Raw genomic sequence first — 23701 nt, forward strand, 5'->3', positions numbered from 1 at the left:
GGGTTGGGACGGTCGAGCACAACCACCTCAGTCCCAGTTTTCGCGGCAGATTCCAGAAAATACCCCATCGTAGTTTCGTAGGTGTAGAAGTGCACGCCGGCATCTTGAAGATCAATTACCACTGCATCCAGATTCTTAAGCACATCCAGCGGAGGATGTCGCTGCGCATCCGTGGCGCCGTAAACGTTGTAAATAGGCACGTGCGTGGCGGCATCGACTGAATTCCCGATGTCGGTCGTATCCAGTTGGCCGGCAGCGCCGTGTTCGGGAGAAAAAATTGCAACCAACTGCACACCTGGAATTTGCGCGAGAACGTCGATAGTGCGGCGTCCCTGAGCGTCAACTCCGGTCTGGTTGGTGAGCACGCCAATGCGCCGAGGCGAGCTTTTGGAGCCATGCAATTGAGTAAAGTTTTGGGCTTCGAGCACATCAATCCCAGTGAGAACCGTACCATTACGAACCGCCAGCCGCCGCTCGCCCGCCAAAGTTTCGTTGTAGCCGGTGATAGCCGCCAGCTTGGCTTTGTCTTCGTCTTTGACCTCCAATTCCAGGGCGTCAGTAATCGCCGTGGCCGCGCGCGAGCGCAGAGAAATCGTATTCTGGCCGCCTCTGGGATGCACTGCATTGGTCAGGATAATGATGTAGGTCTGGGTAAGCGGATCAATCCAGATAGAGGTACCGGTAAATCCAGTGTGGCCGTAAGAGCCCACAGGCAACAACTCTCCGCGATTGCTGGAAAAAGGCGAGTCAATGTCCCATCCCAAACCGCGGAGAATAGTGGAATTGGCCGGCTGCTGGGGCGTGGTCATCTTTTCAATAATTTCAGGTGAAAGGATTTTGTCGCCATCGAGCATGGCTTGGGCAAAACGGCTGAGGTCGTCGGCCGTTGAAAACAATCCGGCGTGTCCGGCAACGCCACCCATGCGGCGCGCTCTGGGATCGTGCACCTCGCCCCGCATCATGATGCCGCGGTCGTCATATTGCGTCGGAGCAATTTGTGGCAACCACGCTTGCGGAGGCAGAAAAGCCGTATGCGTCATGTTCAACGGGTGAAAGATATGAGCCTCAGCATATTCTTTCAGCGACATGCCCGAGAGATGTTCGACCAAAGCGCCAAGAACGATGTAATTGGTATCGCTATAGCGGAACTGAGAGCCGGGCGGCGAAACCGGTTTTTCATCAAAGGCCAGTTCGAACGCCCGCTGTTTTCCCTGCCAGGGCGGATTCAGATCAATATCTTCGCGCAATCCGGAAAAATGGGTCAGCAACTGGCGCACGGTTATATCTTCCTTACCGTTGCGTCCGAACTCCGGCAGATAGCGGGCCACGGGATCATTCAATCTCACCTGGCCAAGTTGCACCATGCGCATGATCGAAGGAGCCGTGGCGATAGATTTGGTGAGTGAAGCCAGGTCAAAAATCGTGTCCAGCGTCATGGCTTCGCGCCGGGGCTCGAGTGCTCGAGATCCAAAGGCGCGGCGGTAAACAACTTCCCCTTTATGGCCCACTAAAACCATTGCACCGGGAATTTTTCCTTCGGCGACCGCTTGCTCAAAAATGTTGTCCACCGCGGCAAAGCGCGGATCACGTTTTTCAGCATCATCGCCGCGCCCGAGCGGTGCCGAAAGAAACGATAAGACGAGAAACCACACTAAAAGGCAGAAGGAGAGGAAAGCACGAGACGAGGTACACCGTTTGTACATAATGTGTCTGGGTCTTTTATAAAGCCGCAGGGGTATTCAGGCAAGCAGGCTCTGTGTAAAATCGCTGTGGGTAAAAAAATAAAACTGGCCTGAAAGGAACGGTCTCGCGAGCTGCGATCCTGGAATAATCCTGTTTCACTTAAAGATGCCTATGGCGGGCAAGCACAACGCTTTGCACGCGCCTTCGAGGTACTCAAGCAAGGCGTTGCCGAATCTGCGTTCCCCGGAGCTTCGGTGGCGGTCACGCTCCGTGAAGAGCTGGTGGCATTGGCTGGAGTAGGGCATTTCACCTATGCCCCGGACTCGACGCCGGTGGACCACAACACAATTTACGATCTCGCTTCGGTATCCAAGGTGATCGCAACCACGACTATGGCCATGATGTTGTACGAGAGACGGAAATTGCGGCTGGATATGCCGGTCAAAGAGGCGCTTCCGGAATTTGCCGGAACCGACCCGATACGAGACCGAGTCACAATCCGAATGCTGTTGAACCATACCGCCGGATTGCCTTCCTACCTGCGGCTCTTTGAACAAGCCAACGACCGGGAGCGGCTGGTGCAAAATGCCTCGCGCGCGCCACTGACCGCGGAGCCGGGTACACGCGCCGATTACAGCGACATTGGGTTTATTATTCTGGGCGAGTTATTGGCGCGCACCGCCGGCGAGCCGCTCGACAGCTTCTGCCGCAAAGAGATTTTTAAACCTTTGGGCATGCGCGATACCACATATAATCCGCCGATGAATTGGGGGCAGCGTATTCCACCCACCGTGGATGACCGCTCCTTTCGCAAACGCATTGTTCAGGGAGAAGTTCACGATGAAAACGCCAGCATTTTGCGCGGAGTCGCGGGACACGCCGGTCTTTTTGCCACAGCTTACGATGTGGCGCGGTTTGCACAGTGTCTGTTAGACGGTGGCTCGCCTATCCTTAAACGCGAAACCGTAGAATTATTTACGACTCGCGATGCCTCCGTCCCCGGTTCGTATGCGCTGGGGTGGGACACTCCTTCAGCCCCGTCACAATCAGGAAAATATTTCTCGCCAAAATCTTATGGGCACCTGGGCTACACCGGAACGTCGTTGTGGATTGATCCTGAGCGGCAGCTCTCGGTGACTTTGCTCACTAATCGCACCTGGCCCGACCGCGCATCCGACAAGATCAAAACTGTGCGTCCCACCTTCCACGATGCCATACTGGAAGCCCTTGATAGGAACGATTGAGTAAGCCATACGTCATGAGCCCTCGTAACCACATTCACAAACTCAGCACCGAGCAGCGTAACCGCGCCTCGCGGCACCTGGATTTGCGGTCTGCGGTTGAAATTGCCCACATCATCAACCGCGAAGACCGCAAAGTTGCTGCGGTTGTGGCCCACGCGCTGCCACAGATCGCACAGGCCATCGAGGCGATTGCGCGCGCCATTGGCTCGGGAGGCAAGCTGATTTACGTAGGAGCCGGGACCAGTGGACGACTGGCCGCGCTGGACGCCGCAGAGTGCGTCCCCACTTTTAATACTGACCCCAAAATTGTGCAATACGTGATTGCAGGCGGAGACAAAGCCCTCGGCAAGCCGGCGGAATACAGCGAAGACTCACGCGAGGCCGGCAAACGAGACTTGGCGAAGCGCCGGCCATCGAAGCGCGATGTGGTCATCGGCATCGCCGCCAGCGGATCTACTCCATACACCGTGGCCGCATTGCAATATGCACGCAAGGTCGGAGCTTACACGGTTGCCGTGACCTGCAATTACAATACGCCGCTGGCTCGGGCAGCCCATATCGCTATCGTAGCCGCAGTAGGGCCCGAGGTGATCTCGGGTTCGACCCGCATGAAAGCCGGTACTGCACAAAAATTGATCTTGAACATGCTGACCACGGGCGCTATGACGCGGCTGGGATACGTTTTTGACAACCTGATGGTGAACGTCACACCCAAGAACGACAAGCTGACCGAGCGTGGCATCGGCATCCTGCAAACCATGGCCAAGATATCGCGGGCCAAGGCCATACGCGCACTGAAGGCCTCGGGCAAAAATGTCCCGGTAGCCCTGGTCATGCTGATGGGGCATGTCCCGCGCCCGCAGGCAGAAAAATTATTGCACACCACAAAAGGAAATGTACGGCAGGCAGTCGAGGCCGCCCTGGGCTGATATCAAAGAGGCATCAAACTATTGGTCTTCGAGGAGTTATCGCCTATCATTTGCTTGAGGTACGCCCTGAGAAGTAGCGTCGGCGTCCCGTTGGCGGTTGAGTGGGACCTCTTGCGCAGACGCCTCAGAGCTTGAAGAAAAGACGTGTATGCTTATTTCGAACTACCCATATTTCAAGGCGCGATTTATGTATCTAGACACTACTCCAGCAAGTATGAGTTTAAAGGCATCTTATGTTATTGAATATTAAAGACTTAACACCGAAAATCGGGCGTCAGCAAGTACCCCACCTGACCCGCGGAAATCCGCAAGACCACGGGAAAAACAGAAATGGATAAATTTGTCATTCGCGGCGGGAACCCGCTGCTGGGAACGATTCGGGTCAGCGGCGCAAAGAATGCTGCTCTCCCTGCCATGGCCGCTGCCCTGCTTACCGATGAACCGGTGATTCTGGAAAACGTCCCCGACGTGCGTGACATCGAGACCACGCGTAAGTTGCTGGTGGCAATGGGCGCTGAGGTTGAATTGGGCTACGGACGCGCCCACCACCGCACCACCATCAACTGCAAGAACTTGAGCACAAACCCGGAGGCCTCCTACGAGCTGGTGAAGACCATGCGGGCCTCCACGCTGGTCCTGGGGCCCCTAGTGGCCCGTACAGGGTGCGCGCGCGTCTCCCTTCCCGGAGGCTGCGCTATTGGAGCACGCCCCATTGACCTGCACATCAAAGGATTGGAACGGCTGGGTGCAACCATTACACAGGAGCACGGCTACATAGAGGCCCGCGCCGACCGCCTGCGTGGCAACCACATTGTTTTCGAAAAGATTACTGTCACCGGGACCGAAGACCTCATGATGGCGGCGGCCCTTGCCCAGGGCGAAACCATGATGGAAAACTGCGCCCGTGAACCTGAGGTCTCCGATCTGGCAGCGCTGCTCAATAAGATGGGTGCAAAAATCGAAGGCGCGGGAACGGGAACCATTCGCATCCTTGGAGTGGAAAAGCTCCACGGCGCACGCCACCGCATCATTCCCGATCGCATCGAAGCCGGAACTTTCATCATTGCTGGAGCACTGACCGGGGGTGACCTGATGGTGTCTAACTGCGACCCCAAGCACCTGGGCGCGCTGCTGCAAAAGCTGCAGGAGGTCGGCATCACCATTCATGAATCCTCCGACGCGGTACGCGTGAGTGCCGGCAGCTCCATCAAGGCTATAGACATGAGCACGGAAGAGTACCCCGGATTCCCCACCGACATGCAGGCGCAATACATGACCTTGGCCACGCAAGCCGATGGCACTTCCGTCATTACCGAAAATATCTTCGAGAACCGCTTCATGCACGCCCAAGAGCTGGTCCGAATGGGAGCCAACATCAAGATTGAAGGCCGGCGCGCCGTGGTACGAGGAAAAACGCCTTTAAGCTCGGCCGCAGTTCTGGCTTCCGATCTGCGGGCATCGGCATCGCTTGTCTTGGCCGCGCTGGTCGCCGACGGCGAGACCATCATTGATCGCGTGTATCACATTGACCGCGGCTATGAGCGCATTGAAGAAAAGCTGCGCGGCGTAGGTGCGCAAATGAAGCGGATTGGCGAAATGCTCTCGCGGCGCAGCAGTGCGGTGCCGGCGGTGACGAATTAGAGCTTAATCCCCAAAAGCGAGCTAACGATCACAATCAGCAGCACCGTGAAAGAGATGAGGGCGTATTTCCAGTCGCGGGCGTGCAGATACAAGAACAAAAGCGTAATGATGCGCAGAACCGGGGTTGCCATCAACAGCAATATTCCAACGCGCATGACCTGCATGCCAAGCGGTCCAGAAACTGCCGCCCAGAGCAGCAAACCAATCAGCAATAAAGCTATAGACCCATAGGCCCCGATGCGCAGAATGAGCGCTACCCAGCGGTCGGTGCTTTTGCTTCCTTGGTTTTCTGGGGTGAATTTCTCAGACGCCATCAATTCAGCCCTCCTGAAGCAATACGCAGTGCCATCTGGACAGCCAGAAAAATCATCACCCCGATAAGCAGGAACTGCACATATACAGCATGAAGGCGCGGAGCCAACCGCGCTCCCAACATGGATCCGGAGAACACGCCGATGACAAGAGGCACAACCACCTCGAGACGGATATCGCCGCGCCCGTAGTAAATGTAGGCGCTGGTGGCAGCAGTCACACCAATCATGAAGTTGCTGGTGGCAGTAGCCACCCGCAGAGGAACACCCATAAACAGATACATCACAGGAACTTTGATCAAGCCTCCGCCCACCCCCAAAAGGCCGGAGAATGCCCCCGCCACGAACGAAGCAGCTAACCCGAGTGGGTAGCGGCGCACCGTGTAAGCGGACACCTCAGTTTCCGTCTTCTTGGAACGCGCGCTCCACATGTGCCGCAGCAACGAAAAGGCACTGTAGCCGATAAAGGCAATAAACAACATTCCAAGAATCCGGCGATGAATAGAATGGGCCACCATGGCGGCAAGAGCAGCACCGAGCGTGGTACTCAATTCGAGGGTCATGCCCAATTTCATATTGGCAACATGCCGCTCCACGTGAACCGACGAGGTCGCCGTCGAAGTAGCAATCACCGAAACCAGGCTGGCGCCAATGGCTTGCGGAAATGGGAGATGAAAATAGAGCGCCAGAACAGGAATGATGATGATGCCGCCACCCAGTCCCACCACTGCACCCAAAGAACCGGCCAGGAAGCCGACCACCGCCAGGATGAGCGTGGAAACCAGGGTCATTGGGGAAAGAAAGATTATAGAACACGTGAAAGAAAAAGCCTTCCGGACTGGAAGGCTTTTTCTACAGACTTTATTTTTACCGATCCTTCACGAATTGCTGCTGGATCCAAAAATTCGGATCACTGCGGCATGATACTGCCGGTCGGTGCTCCACCAAAGGTATTGTAGTTGTTGAGGAATGTGACGATGGCGCCGCCGCCAGCCGTTGACATTCCTGCGTTCGTGTTGTCGAAAAGTGACACGCCGGCAACGCGAACCGTCGAAGCGGTTCCGGAAAAGAGTCCTACATTGGTATTTAGCCCTGCGGTCGAAAAGGCCAAACTTATCACTGCGTTGCCCGCGGCCGCCTGGGCAGCGAAGCCGTTGACGTTACCGGAGGCGTCGCTTCTGCTTACGCTGAAATTGCTGAAGTCGGCGGCAAAGATGCCATCGTGTCCATTGTTTTCAAAGCGGGAGTTGTCAACAACTATGGAAACGGTGTTAGCGGCATCAGTCGCCTGCACGCCGTTTTGGGTGTTGTCTTGGACGATGGTATCGATAATGAATGCCTTGCCGCCATCGGATTTGGCGATGTCTATACCGTTATTGTTGAAGCTAAAGATCACGCAAGATTCTATATGAAGAGCCTTGCCTTGGGTCCACCTAACTCCGTTGATCCCACTATTGTTGTTTCCATTAATGCGGAGGTTGCGCAGAGTCACCACATCATTTGGTTGGGCCTGAACGACAATGCCATTAGTGCCGGCGACCAACACCGAGGCAACCTGCCCTCCACCACCGTCAATGGTGATGGCCTTGGTGATTGTAACTGCGCCAAAACCACCTGGATCCAGAGCGTCAATCTCGCCGCCGACAGCAGTCTTGGAGATTGCGCCGGCAAAGGTCTTACATGGGGCAGTGCGGCTGCACGGGTTGGCGTCATCTCCAACGCCAGAAACCCATGTCCGGGATGCCTGGGCGCTCACTAACGTGCTCCCAAGCAAGACAATAGTTAAGAGGATCAGCAAATTGATTTTACGCATTTCAAATGTCCTTTGATTGAATTTTTGACAAATTGGCCCAGCTCTGCCGACTTGCAGGCCCAATTTTGCGGCAGGAGCGTAGCTTGTGTAAGGGGGAGACTAAACCAAAGGCATCATACCAGAAAAATGTCGAATTTCTACACAACATTTAAGTAAGCTTATGTTCAATGGATAGTAAGCGCAGCCGAAAATTACGGTTCTTGGACAAAACAATCAAGTCTGGCCGTGCATTGAGTCAATGCACGGCCAGACAGACAGAAGACATGGGGTTTGCGATGGCAGAGAACGATATCAGTGAAGATCCTTCCCCTAACCGCTGCCGGGACCCGAAAAATGCGTATTACTGCGGCATGATGCTGCCGGTCGGTGCTCCACCAAGGGTATTGTAGTTGTTGAGGAATGTTACGATGGCGCCGCCGCCAGCCGTTGACATTCCCGCGCCCGCGTTGTCGAAAAGTGACACGCCTTCAATGCGAACCGTCGCAGCAGTACCGGCAAAGAGTCCCACATTGCTGTTTAGCCCCGCGGTCGAATTGGCCAAACTTATCACTGCGTTGCCCCCGGCCGCCTGGGCAGCGAAGCCGTTAACGTTGCCTGAGGCGTCGCTTCTGCTTACACTGAAATTGCTGAAGTCGGCTGCAAACATGCCATCGTGTCCATTGTTTTCAAAGCGGGAGTTGTCCACCACTACGCTAACGGTGTTAACCGTATCAGTCGCCTGCACGCCGTTTTGGGTGTTGTCTTGGACGATGGTATCGAGAATGAACGCCTTGCCGCCATCGGATTTGGCGATGTCTATACCGTTATTGGTGAAGCCGAAGATTACGCAGTTCTCTATGTGGAGAGCCTTACCGCTGGTCCACCTGATTCCGTTGAGTCCACCACCAACTTGGGGGTTCTGGTCAACTCCGTTGATTCTAATGTTTCGGATGGTAACAATGTCGTTCGCGCCAGCTTGTACGACAATTCCATTGATGCCGCCGCTGACCAGGACGGAAGCAACCTGACCTCCGCCACCGTCAATGGTGATGGCCTTGGTAATGGTGACCGCGCCGAATCCACCTGGGTCGAGAGCATCAATTTCGCCCCCGACAGCAGTCTTGGAGATTGCGCCAGCGAAGGTCTTACATGGAGCGGTGCGGCTGCAAGGGAAAGCATCATCTCCGACGCCGGAAACCCAAGTCCTAGACGCTTGTGCGCTCGTCAATGCGGTAGCCAGTAAAACAATGGTAAAGAGGTTAAGCAAATTCATTCTGCTCATTTTTGAATGTCCTTTGATTGAATTTTGATTGGATTTTGAAATACAGATCCGCCTTTGCCGGCTTTCAGGACCCATTGTTCGCGGCAGAGCCGAGGATCTGTAAAGTTGTGACAGAAATCAGCAAATCGTGTCATGTAAAGAGCCTGTTTTTTAAGGTAGTGACATAGTTTTCACTGAACTTTGATGAAGCAAAATGCTCTTATACGACTTCAGGAATTTTCTCGGTTTGGAACCACATCACTACTTTTTCCACAGCCATTTAGCCGCACCTTTCAAGAAGACGCATATCTGTGCAACCTGAAATTATCGATGGAAAACGGAAATACTTGCCGTCTGAAGTAAGTACGGGATCTTAGGAAAAGTAGATTTAGGGAAAAGCAGATTCTAGAAAAATCCCCCATGGCCGAAGCCATGAGGGACGGAAAAGCTATTTGACCGCGATATCTTGAGGGCCTTTCAGCGGCGCGTTAACTTAGTGGCGATGGCCACCACCACTGCCGCCACTGCCCCCGCGATGACCGCCACCGTTACGTCCGCCGCGTCCGCCCCGGCGTCCGCCCCGGCCTCCACGATCACCGCCCCGGTCGCCGCCGCGATCACGATGCGGTGGCCGGCCAGCGTGCGCGGGCTCACCTTCAACGCGGTTAAAGTTGGGTTCGCCTTCGCTGTGGGTATCCTCTGCGCTGAAATCCCCATCTCCGCCCTCAAGGGTCATGCTGCCGACCGTTGGCGGGGCTTCGCCACCGCCCATTTTGGCACGTTGCTCCTTCAAGATGGCCTTGCGCGAGAGACGAATGCGATTACCTTCAATGGAAAGCACCTTGACCAGCACTTGATCGCCTTCTTTGAGTTCATCGTGAATATCGGCAATACGATGCTCAGCAACTTCGCTAATATGCAGCAGACCATCGGTTCCGGGGAAGATTTCCACAAAGGCGCCGAATTCAGCCAGCCGAACGACTTTTCCGAGGTAGGTCTTCCCTACTTCCGGTACGGCAGTGAGATCGCCGATCATCTGCAGGGCCTTAGCGGCTGCTTCCTCGTTGTTGGAAGCGACGTTGACCTTGCCGGTGTCGTCCACATCAATCTTGACTCCGGTCGCATCAATGATACCCCGGATAACTTTGCCGCCCGGGCCAATGAGATCGCGAATCTTATCCACTGGAATCTGCAGAGTATGGATGCGCGGAGCGTGTTCGGAGACCTTAGTGCGCCCCTCACCCAGAACTTCATTCATGCGATCGAGGATGAACAATCTTCCCTGGCGGGCCTGCTCCAGGGCTTCACGCATGATCGTGGTGCTGATGTTGGGCACCTTGATATCCATTTGCAGGGCGGTAATGCCGTCGCGTGTGCCTGCCACTTTGAAATCCATATCGCCGTAATGATCTTCGGCACCAGCAATGTCCGTCAGGATGGCGTAGGCATCACCTTCCTTCACCAATCCCATGGCTACGCCGGCAACCGGGGCCTTGAGGGGCACACCAGCATCCATCAGGGAAAGCGATGCGCCGCAGACGCTTGCCATGGAAGACGATCCATTGGATTCCAGAATGTCAGAGACCACGCGCATGGTATAGGGCCAAACATCTTCGCCCGGCAGCACCGCTGAGATAGAGCGCTCGGCGAGAGCGCCGTGGCCGACTTCGCGGCGTCCGGCTCCACGCATGAAAGAAACCTCGCCCACCGAAAAAGGCGGGAAATTGTAATGCAGCATAAAACGCTTTTTGGTCTCTCCCTCAAAGCGCTCAATGCGTTGCATATCATCGGTGGTGCCCAGAGTAGTAGTCACCAGGGCCTGGGTTTCGCCACGGGTAAAGACGGATGAGCCGTGGGTGCGAGGCAGCACACCCACTTCAATACTGATGGGGCGTATCTGATCGAAGGCGCGGGCATCGGGACGGCGACGGTCCTTCGTCACCTGCTCGCGGAAAATACGCTCACGCAGAACTTCATAGTAATGCGAGAGGCGCTTACGAGCTGCCTCGTCATCTTCTGAAATCTGGCCAATGAGTTCTTTCTTAATCTCATCCACCAATTGGTAGCTCTCGGATTTGGGGTGCTTTTTGGTATCCAGCGCATCACTCAAGCGCTCGCCGACCTTGGCCTTCAACTCGTCGTAATAAGCCTGCTCGAATTCCACAGGTGCGACTTCGCGCTTTTTTACACCTACCAACTCAGCAAGGCTGCGGATGGCAGAACATATTTTCTTGATCTCGGTGTGAGCAAATTCAATGGCATCAACTATGATCTCTTCACTCACCTCGCGGACGCCGGCTTCGATCATCACAATGCCTTCCGGCGTACCCACTACCGTAATGTTCAGTTTGCCCTCTGCGATCTCTTTATAGGTGGGATTGATGATGAACTTGCCATCGATCTGGCCAACCCGTACTGCGCCTACCGAATAAGGGAATGGAACATCGGAAACCGCCAAGGCTGCGCCGGCACCATTAATAGCAAGCACGTCAGGATCGTTTTCAGTATCGGCAGAGAGCACAAGAGCAATAACCTGGGTATCGTTGCGGAATCCTTCGGGAAAGAGCGGGCGGATGGGGCGGTCAATCATGCGGCTGGTCAGGATTTCACGTTCGCTGGGACGGCCTTCGCGCTTGATAAAGCCGCCGGGGATGCGTCCGCCGGCATAGGTGTATTCACGGTAATCCACCGTCAGGGGGAAAAAATCCGTGCCTTCGCGTGGTTGGGCGTTGGCGCAGGCGGTTGCGAGGATTACATTGTCGCCGCTGCGCACCACGGCTGAGCCGTGCGCTTGCTTGGCCCAATGGCCGGTTTCAAAAGAGAGTTTTTTGCCACCTGCGAGTTCAACGGTGACTTCGTGCTTCATAGAGTTCCTTCTTTCCTGCGAAGATGCATGGCTTCCGTGTTGGTGGGTGAGAGAGCGAAGCGGCCCTGATGTTTGCTGCTATGCGGCGCCCCTGCCGATGCAGCGAAATACACTAATCCTAATGCAGAACTACCTGGTCCAGTTGCTGGCAAAGGCAGAAATTACTTGCGGATGCCGTGCTTCTGAATAACGGTTTTGTAACGCTCGGAGTCGTAGGTCTTCAGATAATCGAGCAAACGACGTCGCTTGCTAACTAGCATAAGAAGCCCGCGCCGGGAGGCGTGATCCTTCTTGTGAGTTTGGAAGTGCTGCGTCAAATCACCTATTCTTTCCGAAAGAATCGCAATCTGCACTTCGGGGCTGCCGGTATCGTTGTTATTCCGCTGATGCCGGATGATAATCTCTTGCTTTTGCTGCTTCGCTAACACTTGGCTTGATGCACTCCTACTGTTTTATTTTCAATCGTTTGTAAACCTTACTACAGTAACACGCTGGAGGTAAGCGTGTAAAGGCAGGGCGGTTGGAGTCTATCTTTTGACTGTTAGCTTTTGGCTTATGTGATACTTAGGCGGAATTGCGAGTCTGGGCAACCGTACTCTGTGGCGCTTTTTTCCTGGATACAACCGATTTATTCAATTCCAGTATTCCGATGATAGGACCAGGCATGCCCGTATCAACGCCCCGACGGACAGGACGAGATCTTTGGCAAAGCTGCCCCATCAACTGACGCTCATGCTGGTTGAGCACGTGTTCGGGAAGCACATTAAAATTGCGGAAAGTCCATAAAAGCTGAAGGCGCTGCGCAAAGGAAGGCTCGACAAAGCGCAACTCACCGTCGGTCTCGACTTGCAAGACACCTCGACGAATCTTCTCGATCCACATGTTCCAGAGCTCTGAATCGGCAAACTGAATGCCGAGAAATGCGACTGAAGTGGCCCACCACGCAAACCAGGGATATACAACAAGAAGAAGGAATTGATACCAAAGATACGCCTGCCTTGAAACTCACGCAAGCTTTTCTTGCGTTACGTCGGGGCAATGTACTTGTGGGGATACTAGTTAATACATAACTTAATAGATAATTTTTGGATTGCCGCTCCCAGGGGTTAAGAGGGCAAACAGACAAGACGAAGCGATAGATTTAGTGCCGAAACGCAGTAATCCGGGGAATCTAGACGGCCAGTTCGCGATCGCGTTCTTCCTGCTGGGGCTGGGCGATTTGCACGAATAGCTCGGGACGGGCTTTCTTAAGCAGGGGAAGCTTATGTTGCGGAGCGCGCCAGTAATCCATGTATGACGTCTGATGGGCGCAGGAGATGGTGCAGTTGGGCGCACAATGCTTTTCGATCAGGAACTCGCGGCGGATGTCGTCTACCGTGTATTCCAGCAAGGGAACGCCCGGGGTGCCGCGCTGCTGCGAACAATAGTGCACCAAACCATCTTCACAGATATACAGATAGCGGGAGCCAGAGCGGCAGCGCCAATTGTTGGGCTTTCCCAGGGCGATGTTTTCCTGGAATTTGTTCAGCCGCGAGTAGCTGGAGCGATTCATCTCCTTCATCTCGCGGTAAACTGCCTGCTCTCGCTCTGAAAGCGGCTTAAGCTGCCCAACATGATTGTGGATGATCCCTACCGTGGAGGTAAATCCCAGTTCGCGGGCGCGGCGGCCGATCACCACGGCATCTTCCGGGTTCTGAATTCCGCCGCCAATTACGGAATTGATATTCACGTGAAATTCGGCATACTCGGCCAGCATTTGCAGTTTTTTGTCGAGCACCTTCAGGCTCTTTTTGGAGGTATCGTCGGGCGTTACATTATCAATGCTGATTTGCAGATGCTCCAGTCCGGCACGGTTCAGCCGTTCAATACGCTCGGGAACCAGAAGATATCCGTTGGTAATCATGCCGGCAATGACGCCGTGGCTGCGAATGCGGGCGATGATTTCATCGAGATCGGGATGCAGAAGCGGCTCACCGCCGCTGATGACAATAATGGTAGTACCCAGTTTGCCCAGATGATCAACCCGAGCAAACATCTCTTCTTTGGTCACAGGCTTGGAAACATCATCGTATTCGTTGCAGTAGGCGCACGCCAGATTGCAGCGTCGTACGGGAATGATCTGCGCCTGCACGGGATGGTCTGTGGAGAGCAGGCCCTTCACAATCATCTTCAATTCGCGCGACCGGCGATGAAATGTCTTTAAAGTCCGCCGGAGGGATGAGGGTTTCTGCACCATAGGGGCCGTTTCTGATGTCTTAGGGAAAAAGGCCGCCGGCTAAGGCGGCCTCGAATAACCTTAATTTTCGCAAAACAATGCGCATTCACAACAAAGTTTAGTCGCCGAAGACTTCTTCCTTGACCTCTTCTTTCGCGCCAGCCGGTTTGGAAGCGACCTTGGAAGAAACCAGGGTATTGAGTTGCACAAAATTACCGCTAGGCGCCGGCTCTTTCAGCACATGCTGACGGTATAGCTTTTCCATACGGGCATTTTCAGCATCCTGCTTGTTTTTGGCATCGCGAGCGCGCAGCTTCTCTTCGCGGGCGTTCTTGGCAATTCCCAGCTCATCCAGATCATGCTGACGCTCGGCATTCACGTGTACCTCATTCAGCTTCAACTTGTGGCTGGGGTCAGCCAGATTGACCTGTTTGCCGCCAGCGAAGATCTCATGGCGTCCATGCTCCTCGTACCACTTGGTGAGCGAAGCGGTCATGTGCATTTTCTCGATGATGTTGCGCCATCCCACCCCGGTGTTATAGGCGCAGAAGCTGATCTCGCCCTCTTGTGTGGCGTAAGGAATAATGCACTGCTCGGTGCGGCGAAAATCGTAGTTATAAAGATCCTGGAACCACATACCAGCGATAAACAGGAAGTTCCAGCGATCACTGCGACGCCTTTTAATATCTTCGATGGTGCGGTCCCCTTTAACGCTGCCGTATTTCTCATTGGCGCCCTTAGTGGCCCCAAAGGCTTTATCAAACTTCTTCAGCAGGTCCGTCAGTTTAAAGTGGGTGGGAGACTTGTAAGGGTTGTAATTGCGCAACAGAGCCAGAGCCATGCCAAAGAGCGACAAGAAATGACCTCGAGCCGCATCGTTAATCTTGGCTACGTCCTTGGCCAGGCGCTCGCCGTTCAGGAAAGCTGTAACCGGGGCGGACTCTTTGGTTTCCTTGTCAATCATCACCGCCATACCTACGCCGCAGTTGGGGTGGCAGCCACAGCTAAGGTGTCCCCAGTCGGAGTTAGGACCGTGTACCAGATCAGCCCAATCGGAGAATGTGCTCATGAACGAAATCGGGAACCAGTCACGGATGGGCTCTCCAAGTCCGGTTTGATTTTTCACATCGTGGGCGAGGTGCGAAAGCGTGTAACGCTGCGCCTTGCGCCGCTCGTCGGTAACAGCTTCATCGCGGCCAGTGAAGGAAACCGGCTGGAATGACAGGAAGGAGATAATCTTGGGGTTCTCCAGAGCAAACTGAATGATCTTGCCTACCTGTTCGTTGTTGATCCCATTCACGATGGTAGTCACGGGCACGATTTCCACTCCAGCTTCGTGCAGGTTGTGGATGGCCTTCAGTTTCACATCGAACAGGTTGCCGACCTTGCGGTGCTCGTTGGCGGCATTGCCGATACCGTCAAATTGCAGGTAGGCATAGCGCAAGCCGGCTTCACGGGCCTGCTTGCAGAAATCCAGGCTCTTGGCGAACTCGATGCCGTTCGTTGCCGCCTGTACGCTGTTATAGCCCACCTTGCGGGAGTAACGTAGCGCATCCAGGAAGTAGGGCGAAATCGTCGGCTCGCCGCCGGAAAACTGTACTGACATCTGCCGCCGCGGCTTGATGGAAATGGCATTGTCGAGCAGCGTCTTAATGTCGTCCCAAGTCAGTTCGTGGACGAAACCTACCTGGTTGGCGTCCATGAAGCAGGGATCGCACATCATGTTGCAACGATTGGTGAGATCAATGGTCAGCACCGAGCCGCGGCCATGCTTGATGGTGCTGGTGCCGTGGTGGTGCAGGCTTTCATCATTGTGGGCAGCAATATCCCGGCCGGGGAACACTTCCTCGAGATGCTTGAAGAAATCGGTATCCATAGCCATGACGTCTTCAAAATGACCGTGCTTGGGGCAATCTTTCACCATCAAGATCTGGCCGTCACGCTCGATAACCTGGGCCTTGATCTCGCCAGCCTTTTCATTGAGCAGCACTTCGTGGGGCAGCTTGCCGTCAACGATCTGTTGGCGGATTTCCGGAACACACTTCGGGCATAGCGAGTCTGTGCTGCGCGGCCAGCCGAGCGGTGGTTTGCTCTTCTCGTAGGACTTGAGCAAGGGCTTATCCGACCACTTGGGCGTGAACGATGGGTTGGGATTGATGCGGTTGGCAAAATCAAAAAGTCTCCACGCGGCATTCGCGGCCACGGTCACTGCCTTTTCCACATGCTTGATCGGCTTATGCATCTTGAGTGCTCTCCTTAAGAACAACCGGATCTTCCCGCTCCAGATAGAGACGGTAAGTGCTTCCGCCCGCAATATGCTGCGGAACGCTATATCCTAGTGGGTCAACCACTTAGCCTCAACTACCATCGGTTTAGCAGGCATTATTCGACAGTGAATGGCGCCTATACGCATTAAACTGCAGCCCGATTTTCCCGATAAACGATTGGAAATGTGCGAGTTAGGTCAAAAGGTGGCTTGGGCAATTTTAGGAAGGGCTCAATAGCTACTTAGATCCCGAGAATCCTCAACCAGGTCAACTAATCTTGTTTGACCTGGTTGGTCGCTTGAAGTGATATCAGGCCTCACGCAAAGCAGTTGTGATGGGCAACTGGGCAGCGCGGAAGGCGGGCAGAAGGCCTCCGATAATCCCCATGACCAAGGCAAAGATCAGCCCTTTAAGTAGATCCCCGGAGGTAATGTGGAATGCGAATGCAATTTCGCTGAAGCTAGCAGTAAACCCTGTTCCGGCCGTAAAACCATTCATCGGGAACGACAGCAGACATCCCAACACTCCTCCCATCAGCGCCAAGAAGATCGCTTCCAGAACGAAAGCGAAGAGGATGCTGAAGCGCGAAAAACCCAGAGCGCGAAGAGTCCCAATTTCGCGAGTGCGGGCGGCCACGATGGCGTACATGGTATTCATAGCACCAAAAACTGCGCCGATACCCATGACGAACGACACGAAGCCGGCCAGCCCCAACAGGGCCTTGGAAACCACACCAGCCTGGTCTTCGTAGTACTTGCGTTCTTGAATCATCTCAAGCTGCATTTGCGGATTGGCTTTGATCTCTTCGTTAAATTTCGGAAGTGTCTTGGCGTCAACCAAACGCACCGTGAGAGAGTTTTGCCCATCGCCTCGCCGGAATGCCGCACGCATGGCGTCGAAGTCACCCCAAACCTCGCTTTCAAATGAACCGTCTTCGGCAGTGAACACTCCGACCACCTCAAACTCACGTTTTTGGATGTTGATCTTCGATCCGATTTCCAGACCCCGCATGCGCTCTTCCATGCGCTGGCCTACGATGATCTCGTACAAGCCCGGAGTGAAGTTCCGCCCTTGAACGATGTTGACTCCAGTGCGTACTTTGAAAGCCTTCTGGGTCACGGCGCGAACTGTGACGTTGGTCGGCTTGCCGTCAGAACGGCGGTACATGTTGGCCACGATGACGAGTTCAGGCGAGACAAGGGGTTGGCCATCACTGCCGCGTGCCACGCGGGAATCAACGGTGATCAGGTTTGCCTGCTCATGGGTAAACCATGATGTCAGCTCCGATCCAGAGCCCCGCTGCACCACGATACCGTTATCTGGGCGTCCAGTGGCCCGCAGCGCCAAACTAAAGCCGCTGGACATCGAGAGCAACACCACGAACACAGTAACGACCAATCCGATGCCTATGATGGCCAACAGGGTCACCTTCCAGCGGACGACAAGATTGCGAATGTTATAGGAGATAGGAAGCGCCATTTTAGACCTGCCTCAGCAACTCAGTTACTCTCGCGCGATACGCGAGAAATGCGGGAACGAAGCCGGCGGCTAAACCTAGAAACAACGCAACGCCCATCGCCAGGCTGCCGATTGAGAATGACATACCGAGATTGGGGAATCCGCGCACTGCATCGCCAATGAACGGCATTTTGGGCAATGCCTGGATCATGCCCCGGCCCAGCAGGATTCCTACCGTGCCACCCAGAGCACCCAACACCAGCGACTCACCTAATATCAGGCTCATCACCAATCCACTGGGAAAGCCCAACGTTTTGAGGACTGCAATCTCTGTACGGCGTTCGCGGACCGCCATGCTCATAGTGTTGGCCGTGACCAGCAGGATAGTAAACATGACAGCGATGGCAATTCCGTTCAGCAGCAGTGCCAGGTTTCCGGCCATGGAAACGAAACCGGCGCGGAAGGCCGATTCGGTCTCGGTGTGGGTCTGGGCATCGCTATTTTCAAAGAGGGCGTCTATGGTTTTGCTGATGGCGCCGGCTTGTTTGGGATCATCAATCTCGATGGTGTAGGTGCCTGCCTGTACACGTCTGTTTGTCGCCTCGTAAAGATATTTGTAATTAAAAAACATCGCAGTCGTGTCAGTGCCCGGATAGCGAACCGGATCGGAGTCGTAGATGCCGCTGACTACAAACTCGAAAGGCTTGCCGATGCGGTATGGAGGAATGAAGCTTTCCAGTTGGAAGGTATCACCCACCTTCCAGTGAAATTTATCTGCGGTTGCTTTGCCCACAATGCATCCGCGTACGTCGTGAAAGAATGCCTGCTTCTGGTCTTCCGGAACAATGTATTCCGGATACATGGCGAAATAGGTCTCGGGCTCAACCGCCATGTTCGGAAAGAAATCTGATGGCTTGTTGATGTCGCGTGAGCCTCCAAACCAGGAGAGAATGCTGACCCTTTTCACACCCGGCAGAGCAGCGAGGCGCGCCTCGTAGGAAAGGGGCAGACCAAAGACCAGGCTGACGTTATGCCGGGTGACCAAGCGCGCGCCGTTCGCGCTCTGCAAGTTCCAACTGACCGCCTTAATGAATGTCTGCAGTGTGCAGAACAGGAAAATGCACACCGCCATGGCTATCACGGTGCTGCTGGTGCGAATCCAGTTCCGCCGCAGGTGCTTTAAGATGAACGGTACGTATTTCATACTCACCCCTTAAGAAGCACACCTTTTTCAAGGTGCTTCTGGGTATGCGCACGCTGAGCGGCGCGTGGATCGTGTGTGACCATCACAATGGTCTTTTTGAATTCCTGGTTGAGCGTCTGCATTAAATTCAGGATCTCTTCCGCGCTCTTGGCATCAAGGTCGCCCGTAGGTTCGTCAGCTACCAGGACCTTGGGATCGGTGACAATGGCACGGGCGATGGCGACGCGCTGCTCCTGTCCGCCGGAGAGCTGCTTGGGATAGTGCTGTGAGCGGTCGGCCAACCCTACAATTTTCAGTGCGGTCAATGCCCTCTCTTTGCGTTGTTTGCCCGAAAGAGGCGAGAGCATCAGCGGCAGCGCAACGTTTTCCACGGCCGTCAGAACCGGAATGAGATTGTAAAACTGAAAGATAAATCCCACATTCCGGCTGCGCCATTTTGCCAATGCGCCTTCGGAGAGTGTTGCCACATTGGTGTCAGCCACAATGACGCTTCCCGAGGTGGGACGATCAATGCCTGCAATCAGGTTGAGCAGCGTCGTCTTGCCTGACCCGGAGGGTCCCATCAGGGCCACGAACTCGCCCTGCGGGACCGAGAGGTTAATGCCATCCAGAACTACGATCTCCTGGCTGTCGCGGTGGTATACCTTACGAACGTTTTGCACATTGACAGTCGCGGCTGCGGTACCTATTTCAGTTGCCATTGTTGCCATACCATCTCCTAACTCTTGACCTTCACAACATCGCCTTCTTTGAGTTTGTCTGAAGGATGAAGCACCAGGTTCTCGGAGCCTATCAAACCCTGTTTGATGATGACCTGGTCCTGGTTTTCCATCCCAGTAGTTACGGGAAGCTCATACACTTTCTTGCCTTCTCTGATTTCAAAAACGACTGGCTTGCCGTCGCGCGTAGCAATCGCATCTTTGGGCACGCTGACAATGGGCTTACTGGAATTAAGCGAATCCGCCCCCTTCTTTTCTGGCTCAAAAAAAGTGGCCTTGGCCGTCATCTCCGGCTTAAGATCTTTGTCTTTATCCAGAATCGTGACCTTCACAGTAACCGTGGCCTTGGTGCGATCAGCAGTAGGGATTATCTGGCGCAGTACCGCATTGTAGTTACGGTCAGGAAAGGCCTCAACCGAAACCACTGCCTTCTGATTGGGCTGGAGCTTGGCGACATTGGATTCGCTCACATCGGCCTCAACTTCGAGTGTAGCCATATCGGCCAGCGCCACAATGGCACCGGAAGATGTAGAGATGTTCACCCCTGGCGGAATCGGCGCCACGCTTTCGCCCACTTCAGCCATTTTCTTCACTACGACCCCGGCAAACGGCGCGCGGATCAGCGTGTTCTGAAAGTTGGCTTCGCTGACGGCAACGCTGGCCCGACTTTGAGACAACGTAGCTTCCGCCATCCGGACGCGGCTCGCGGCAGCATCCATCTGGTCCTGCGAAACGACGTGTGCTTGCGCCAGGTTCTGCGATATCCGCAACTGCCGTTGCTGCTCGGCAAGATCGGCTTCAGAATGCTGCACCTGGGCACGGGCCACCTGAATTTGTGCCTCGTAGTCGGCGCTCTCCAGGCGGGCGATGATTTCACCTTCGCGCACCTGGCTGCCCTCTTCGACTTTCAATTCAGCAAGACGCCCCTGGATCTTGGCGGAAACCACTGCTTTGCGACGGGCCACAACGTAACCGGATGCAGTGAGGATGGGTGAGCCCGCGGCCGCCTGGCTGAAGTTCTGCACCGTCGGATGCACTGTCTCCACTTCAGCCGCAGTAAGGCTGCTGCCTGAGGTTAGATAGAAGCCTAATCCGGCCACAATCACAATAAAAACAAAGATGTAGGCCACCCATCGCCAGCCAGAGCGTGGCTTCGCCCCACGATCAATACGGAGAGACGCCAGCTCGGCTTTTAAATCGCTCATGATTTCCTCAGACGTGAAGCGCGCCGTGATGTGAGCGCGTAAGTTACTGGAATGCAGGCCGTTGGAAGTTTTTTACGACTACTAACAATAGCACCGCAATATTAAGCGTTGATAAACCAGCCGTTTTTACAAATCAAGCCAGTTTCTGTTGAAAACCCAGCGTACACTCTCTCTGAAAACTATATTTTACAGACATTAACAGACATTATCTGAGATTTCCACGCGGCTTGGCTTGTAAAAATGCGACGTTGTCAGTATTGGCGCAGTGAGCGGTAGAGACTAGTGCCAGGTGTCATTAATCGCATATGACAAATGTCAGAAGAAACATTTTTATAAGCATCGGCTTCAACCCGAACTTAGAATAGAGATAGCACCCTATGCCTGCACCCGTGACAACCGAGCATTCTGCTAAACCGGCCTCCAAAGCTATGCCGCTTATCCTTGGCCTGCTGCTGGGAGTAATTGCAACTTTGCTCATTGCGTTCGCGCTGATGCGGGCAGAGTCTGGTCCGCTGGAGCGCCTTTGGTCTGCGATTACGGGACGAAACACGCGCATTGCCAGCCAGCCGACGGTGGTGGAACGAATCCAGCAGCTTCAGCGGCTTGAAACCGTGGTCTACACCATGGACCAGATCGTTTCCGGAGAGAAAGACAATCCCATCCTGCCGGACTTCCTTACAGGCGACCGCCTGCTGATGCTGGTGCACGGACAAGTTGTGGCTGGAGTTGATTTCAAGCAATTGCACCCCGGCGACATTGTCATTAGTGGAAAAGAAATTCGCGTGCGCCTGCCCCAGCCGCAAGTCTTCATGACACGAGTGGACGAATCGCGAACCAAGGTTTACTCGCGCCAAACCGGATTGCTGGTGCGCGTGGATCCCAACCTGGAGAGTCAAGTCCGGCAACAGGCCGAGCGCCAGTTGCTGGAGGCGGCGCTGCAGGATGGCATCCTGAATACCGCGAAGCAGAATGCCCGCGCTACCCTCAGCAGTATGCTCATTGGACTCGGGTTCGAGAAGGTCGAGTTTGACTAGAGAGTGTTTCATAAAATGTTACCTAGAAAGTAACACTGCCCACCCCACTTGCTGTTCTTGTCTGGGTAGCGGTAAGCCATGGTTATCCAATGAGATAGGGAGGAGGCCAAGGCACTTGCTGCTTATGGTCCGGAATAATATGTTGCGGAAAACATCCAACCTCTATCTCGTAACTCTACAGTAAACAATCTGCAAAATTGAGCACCTGAGACTTGAGAGACCATTGCGGGTTTTCAAAGACCATACGTACGAGATACTCGAGGTACCACAGGAAATAGTTGGCTACGAATTCACAAAAGTCAAGGTTTTGATATCAAATTAGTGCCAAAGTGCTTTCGGCCAGATGATATCAGAGTGGTATCACAAAGGATCGCGAAGCCGGAAGTTGTGCTGTAATGCGACTAGAGCCTGAAACTGGACCAAGACTGCAGATTGAGACTTGGCCGGTTCACTCTGCAGGAGACAAACTTATGCAGCATTATAGTTCCCAAGCGTTCACCGATATTGCCAAACCGGCAGGCGGGGCCACAATCACAGTCAAACTGGCAGGGACCAACACGAATGCAACTATTTATTCGGACGATGGTGTAACCACGAAGAGCAACCCGTTCTCTGCCGATTCTCTGGGACATTTCGATTTCTACGCAGCGTCGGGAAAATACGACATCACCATTACGGGAACACAGTTAACAACATATACGCTGCCGAATCAGGTGGTGTTTGATCCGTTTGAGCAGACGGCAGCGGATACGGGAATGGCTGTGAAAAGCATGACCGCTCTAAGCCTGTCAGGGCCGATTTCGGGTCCTGTTACAGCCACCACTATTTCGGCCTCTGGACTTATCTCTGCGAATGCAGGTCTTATAGTTGCTAGCGGTCAATTGCTTACCGCTGATCAGATCTTGCCTCTCAATAGCTCTGGAGTTGGTGGCTTCTGGCCTGTATCAATCGCGATGCCGTCGAATTACCAATCTGGCGGCAACATGGTAAATAATTCCAACGATGTCTGGGTATATCAGTTTTTCCTTCCCTTTAAGGTCCAGATTGGGAAGGTTTCTTATCGCATAGCAAACGGAGTTGCGGCTAGTACTGGAGATTTGGGAATCTTTGATATATTCGGTAATAGGCTTGCCTATACGGGTGGATTTACAACGGCCAATAGCAACACTACGAGTACTACTAGCCTTTTGGGTTCCCCCATCACACTAAATGCCGGCTTTTATTATTTCGCGCAAACGAATTCTTCTAACATTGTTACGATTGTAGCGGCCAATATTGCTGGCGGTCCAGGATCCATTGTCATTTCGGGTGGCAGTAAAACATGGGGTACCGCCGCAAATGCTTCTTCTGGTGGTGTTTTACCAGCTACTCTCGGCACCATCACAAGTAGCACCCTCGCAAATCCAGCATGGGTCTATTTTGAACGTTGAATATGGATTCAGTACTATTTTGCAGATGTCTCGCTATTCTTCTTCATGTCTAATTTTGTGTCCTATTGCACATTTCTTATGGCATCTTGGGCACAAGCCCCTTGCGGGTCAGTGGTCGTGGACGTAACTGTACCGTGGGCGCAGTCGCGCTGTTGCCAGTCAAATTGATAGATCCCACGGTCGGAGACGTTACTACGCTGGTTATTACGACAGAACGCGCAAAGAGCGGCAGGACCTTGAAGGAATAATGGTTCCCCGTGCTCACCAGAATATCGCCGAGATTGCAGGAAATTGCCGTGGGCAAAAGCTGGCTGCAATTGGGATTGGACGAGGCCACCAAGATAACCGGGTTGGAGAAGTTGACCTGCCAAACTGCGGCGCTATAAGTGCTACCGCTGTTGTCCACCGATGCGGTGACTGTAAGGTTCGGGTCGCCTACGTT

General features: G+C 54.0%; 20 protein-coding genes. 5 read left to right on the forward strand and 15 right to left on the reverse strand.

The features are described from left to right. Positions 1 to 1703, reverse strand: a 1703-nt coding sequence (locus VK738_13770; protein HTD23721.1) for a serine hydrolase, incomplete at its 3' end; no start/stop codon positions are given. A gap of 111 nt (positions 1704 to 1814) precedes the next feature. On the opposite strand from VK738_13770, the gene VK738_13775 reads away from it, so the two are divergent. The 3 genes from VK738_13775 to murA all read left to right on the forward strand — a co-directional run bounded on the left by VK738_13775 (position 1815) and on the right by murA (position 5497). Then, positions 1815 to 2927 (forward strand): serine hydrolase domain-containing protein, encoded by a 1113-nt coding sequence (locus VK738_13775; protein ID HTD23722.1) that lies wholly within the window; start codon positions 1815 to 1817, stop codon positions 2925 to 2927. A gap of 14 nt (positions 2928 to 2941) precedes the next feature. Next, positions 2942 to 3856 (forward strand): N-acetylmuramic acid 6-phosphate etherase, encoded by a 915-nt coding sequence (gene murQ / locus VK738_13780; GenBank protein ID HTD23723.1) that lies wholly within the window; start codon positions 2942 to 2944, stop codon positions 3854 to 3856. Between the two features lie 330 nt (positions 3857 to 4186). Then, positions 4187 to 5497: a UDP-N-acetylglucosamine 1-carboxyvinyltransferase gene (gene murA / locus VK738_13785; GenBank protein ID HTD23724.1), complete on the forward strand. Its 1311-nt coding sequence runs from the start codon at positions 4187 to 4189 to the stop codon at positions 5495 to 5497. On the opposite strand, the gene VK738_13790 is transcribed toward murA, so the two are convergent. From VK738_13790 to VK738_13850, 13 genes are all read right to left on the reverse strand, one after another. Further along, positions 5494 to 5811, reverse strand: a complete 318-nt coding sequence (locus VK738_13790) for a DUF1634 domain-containing protein (protein ID HTD23725.1) — start codon at positions 5809 to 5811, stop codon at positions 5494 to 5496. The two genes, murA and VK738_13790, sit on opposite strands and share 4 nt — an antisense overlap. Further along, on the reverse strand, positions 5811 to 6599 hold the full coding sequence (locus VK738_13795) for a sulfite exporter TauE/SafE family protein (GenBank protein HTD23726.1): 789 nt from the start codon (positions 6597 to 6599) through the stop codon (positions 5811 to 5813). Before VK738_13795 ends, VK738_13790 begins: the two co-directional genes overlap by 1 nt. 119 nt (positions 6600 to 6718) lie before the next feature. Next, on the reverse strand, positions 6719 to 7621 hold the full coding sequence (locus tag VK738_13800) for a right-handed parallel beta-helix repeat-containing protein (protein HTD23727.1): 903 nt from the start codon (positions 7619 to 7621) through the stop codon (positions 6719 to 6721). A 340-nt stretch (positions 7622 to 7961) separates the two neighbouring features. Then, a complete protein-coding gene (locus VK738_13805) occupies positions 7962 to 8882 on the reverse strand; it encodes a right-handed parallel beta-helix repeat-containing protein (protein ID HTD23728.1) in 921 nt (306 codons plus the stop codon). Positions 8883 to 9354: 472 nt separating this feature from the next. Continuing rightward, the gene (gene pnp, locus VK738_13810; GenBank protein HTD23729.1) at positions 9355 to 11727 is read right to left on the reverse strand and encodes a polyribonucleotide nucleotidyltransferase; all 2373 of its coding nucleotides are present in this window, start codon (positions 11725 to 11727) and stop codon (positions 9355 to 9357) included. Positions 11728 to 11888: 161 nt separating this feature from the next. Continuing rightward, the gene (gene rpsO, locus VK738_13815) at positions 11889 to 12155 is read right to left on the reverse strand and encodes a 30S ribosomal protein S15 (protein HTD23730.1); all 267 of its coding nucleotides are present in this window, start codon (positions 12153 to 12155) and stop codon (positions 11889 to 11891) included. A 136-nt stretch (positions 12156 to 12291) separates the two neighbouring features. Beyond that, entirely contained in the window at positions 12292 to 12609 is a 318-nt protein-coding gene (locus VK738_13820) for a hypothetical protein (protein ID HTD23731.1), read from the reverse strand. Between the two features lie 289 nt (positions 12610 to 12898). Then, positions 12899 to 13963: a radical SAM protein gene (locus tag VK738_13825; GenBank protein HTD23732.1), complete on the reverse strand. Its 1065-nt coding sequence runs from the start codon at positions 13961 to 13963 to the stop codon at positions 12899 to 12901. A gap of 97 nt (positions 13964 to 14060) precedes the next feature. Next, positions 14061 to 16184 carry a radical SAM protein gene (locus VK738_13830; GenBank protein HTD23733.1) on the reverse strand — a complete coding sequence of 708 codons (2124 nt, stop codon included), beginning with the start codon at positions 16182 to 16184 and terminating at the stop codon, positions 14061 to 14063. A 334-nt stretch (positions 16185 to 16518) separates the two neighbouring features. After that, positions 16519 to 17688 carry an ABC transporter permease gene (locus VK738_13835; GenBank protein ID HTD23734.1) on the reverse strand — a complete coding sequence of 390 codons (1170 nt, stop codon included), beginning with the start codon at positions 17686 to 17688 and terminating at the stop codon, positions 16519 to 16521. 1 nt (position 17689) lies between these two features. Next, a complete protein-coding gene (locus VK738_13840) occupies positions 17690 to 18871 on the reverse strand; it encodes an ABC transporter permease (protein HTD23735.1) in 1182 nt (393 codons plus the stop codon). A gap of 2 nt (positions 18872 to 18873) precedes the next feature. Beyond that, positions 18874 to 19581: an ABC transporter ATP-binding protein gene (locus VK738_13845; GenBank protein ID HTD23736.1), complete on the reverse strand. Its 708-nt coding sequence runs from the start codon at positions 19579 to 19581 to the stop codon at positions 18874 to 18876. Positions 19582 to 19589: 8 nt separating this feature from the next. Beyond that, a complete protein-coding gene (locus VK738_13850) occupies positions 19590 to 20795 on the reverse strand; it encodes an efflux RND transporter periplasmic adaptor subunit (GenBank protein ID HTD23737.1) in 1206 nt (401 codons plus the stop codon). A gap of 377 nt (positions 20796 to 21172) precedes the next feature. On the opposite strand from VK738_13850, the gene VK738_13855 reads away from it, so the two are divergent. Both VK738_13855 and VK738_13860 read left to right on the forward strand, forming a co-directional pair. Continuing rightward, complete coding sequence (locus VK738_13855; GenBank protein ID HTD23738.1) at positions 21173 to 21829, forward strand: DUF4230 domain-containing protein; 657 nt, start codon at positions 21173 to 21175, stop codon at positions 21827 to 21829. A 470-nt stretch (positions 21830 to 22299) separates the two neighbouring features. Next, positions 22300 to 23259: a hypothetical protein gene (locus VK738_13860; protein HTD23739.1), complete on the forward strand. Its 960-nt coding sequence runs from the start codon at positions 22300 to 22302 to the stop codon at positions 23257 to 23259. 76 nt (positions 23260 to 23335) lie between these two features. Here VK738_13860 and VK738_13865 read toward each other — a convergent pair. Continuing rightward, positions 23336 to 23701: hypothetical protein (locus VK738_13865; GenBank protein HTD23740.1), on the reverse strand; the 366-nt coding region annotated here is incomplete at its 5' end.

This window comes from Terriglobales bacterium (assembly GCA_035487355.1).
GTDB lineage: Bacteria > Acidobacteriota > Terriglobia > Terriglobales > Acidobacteriaceae > QIAW01.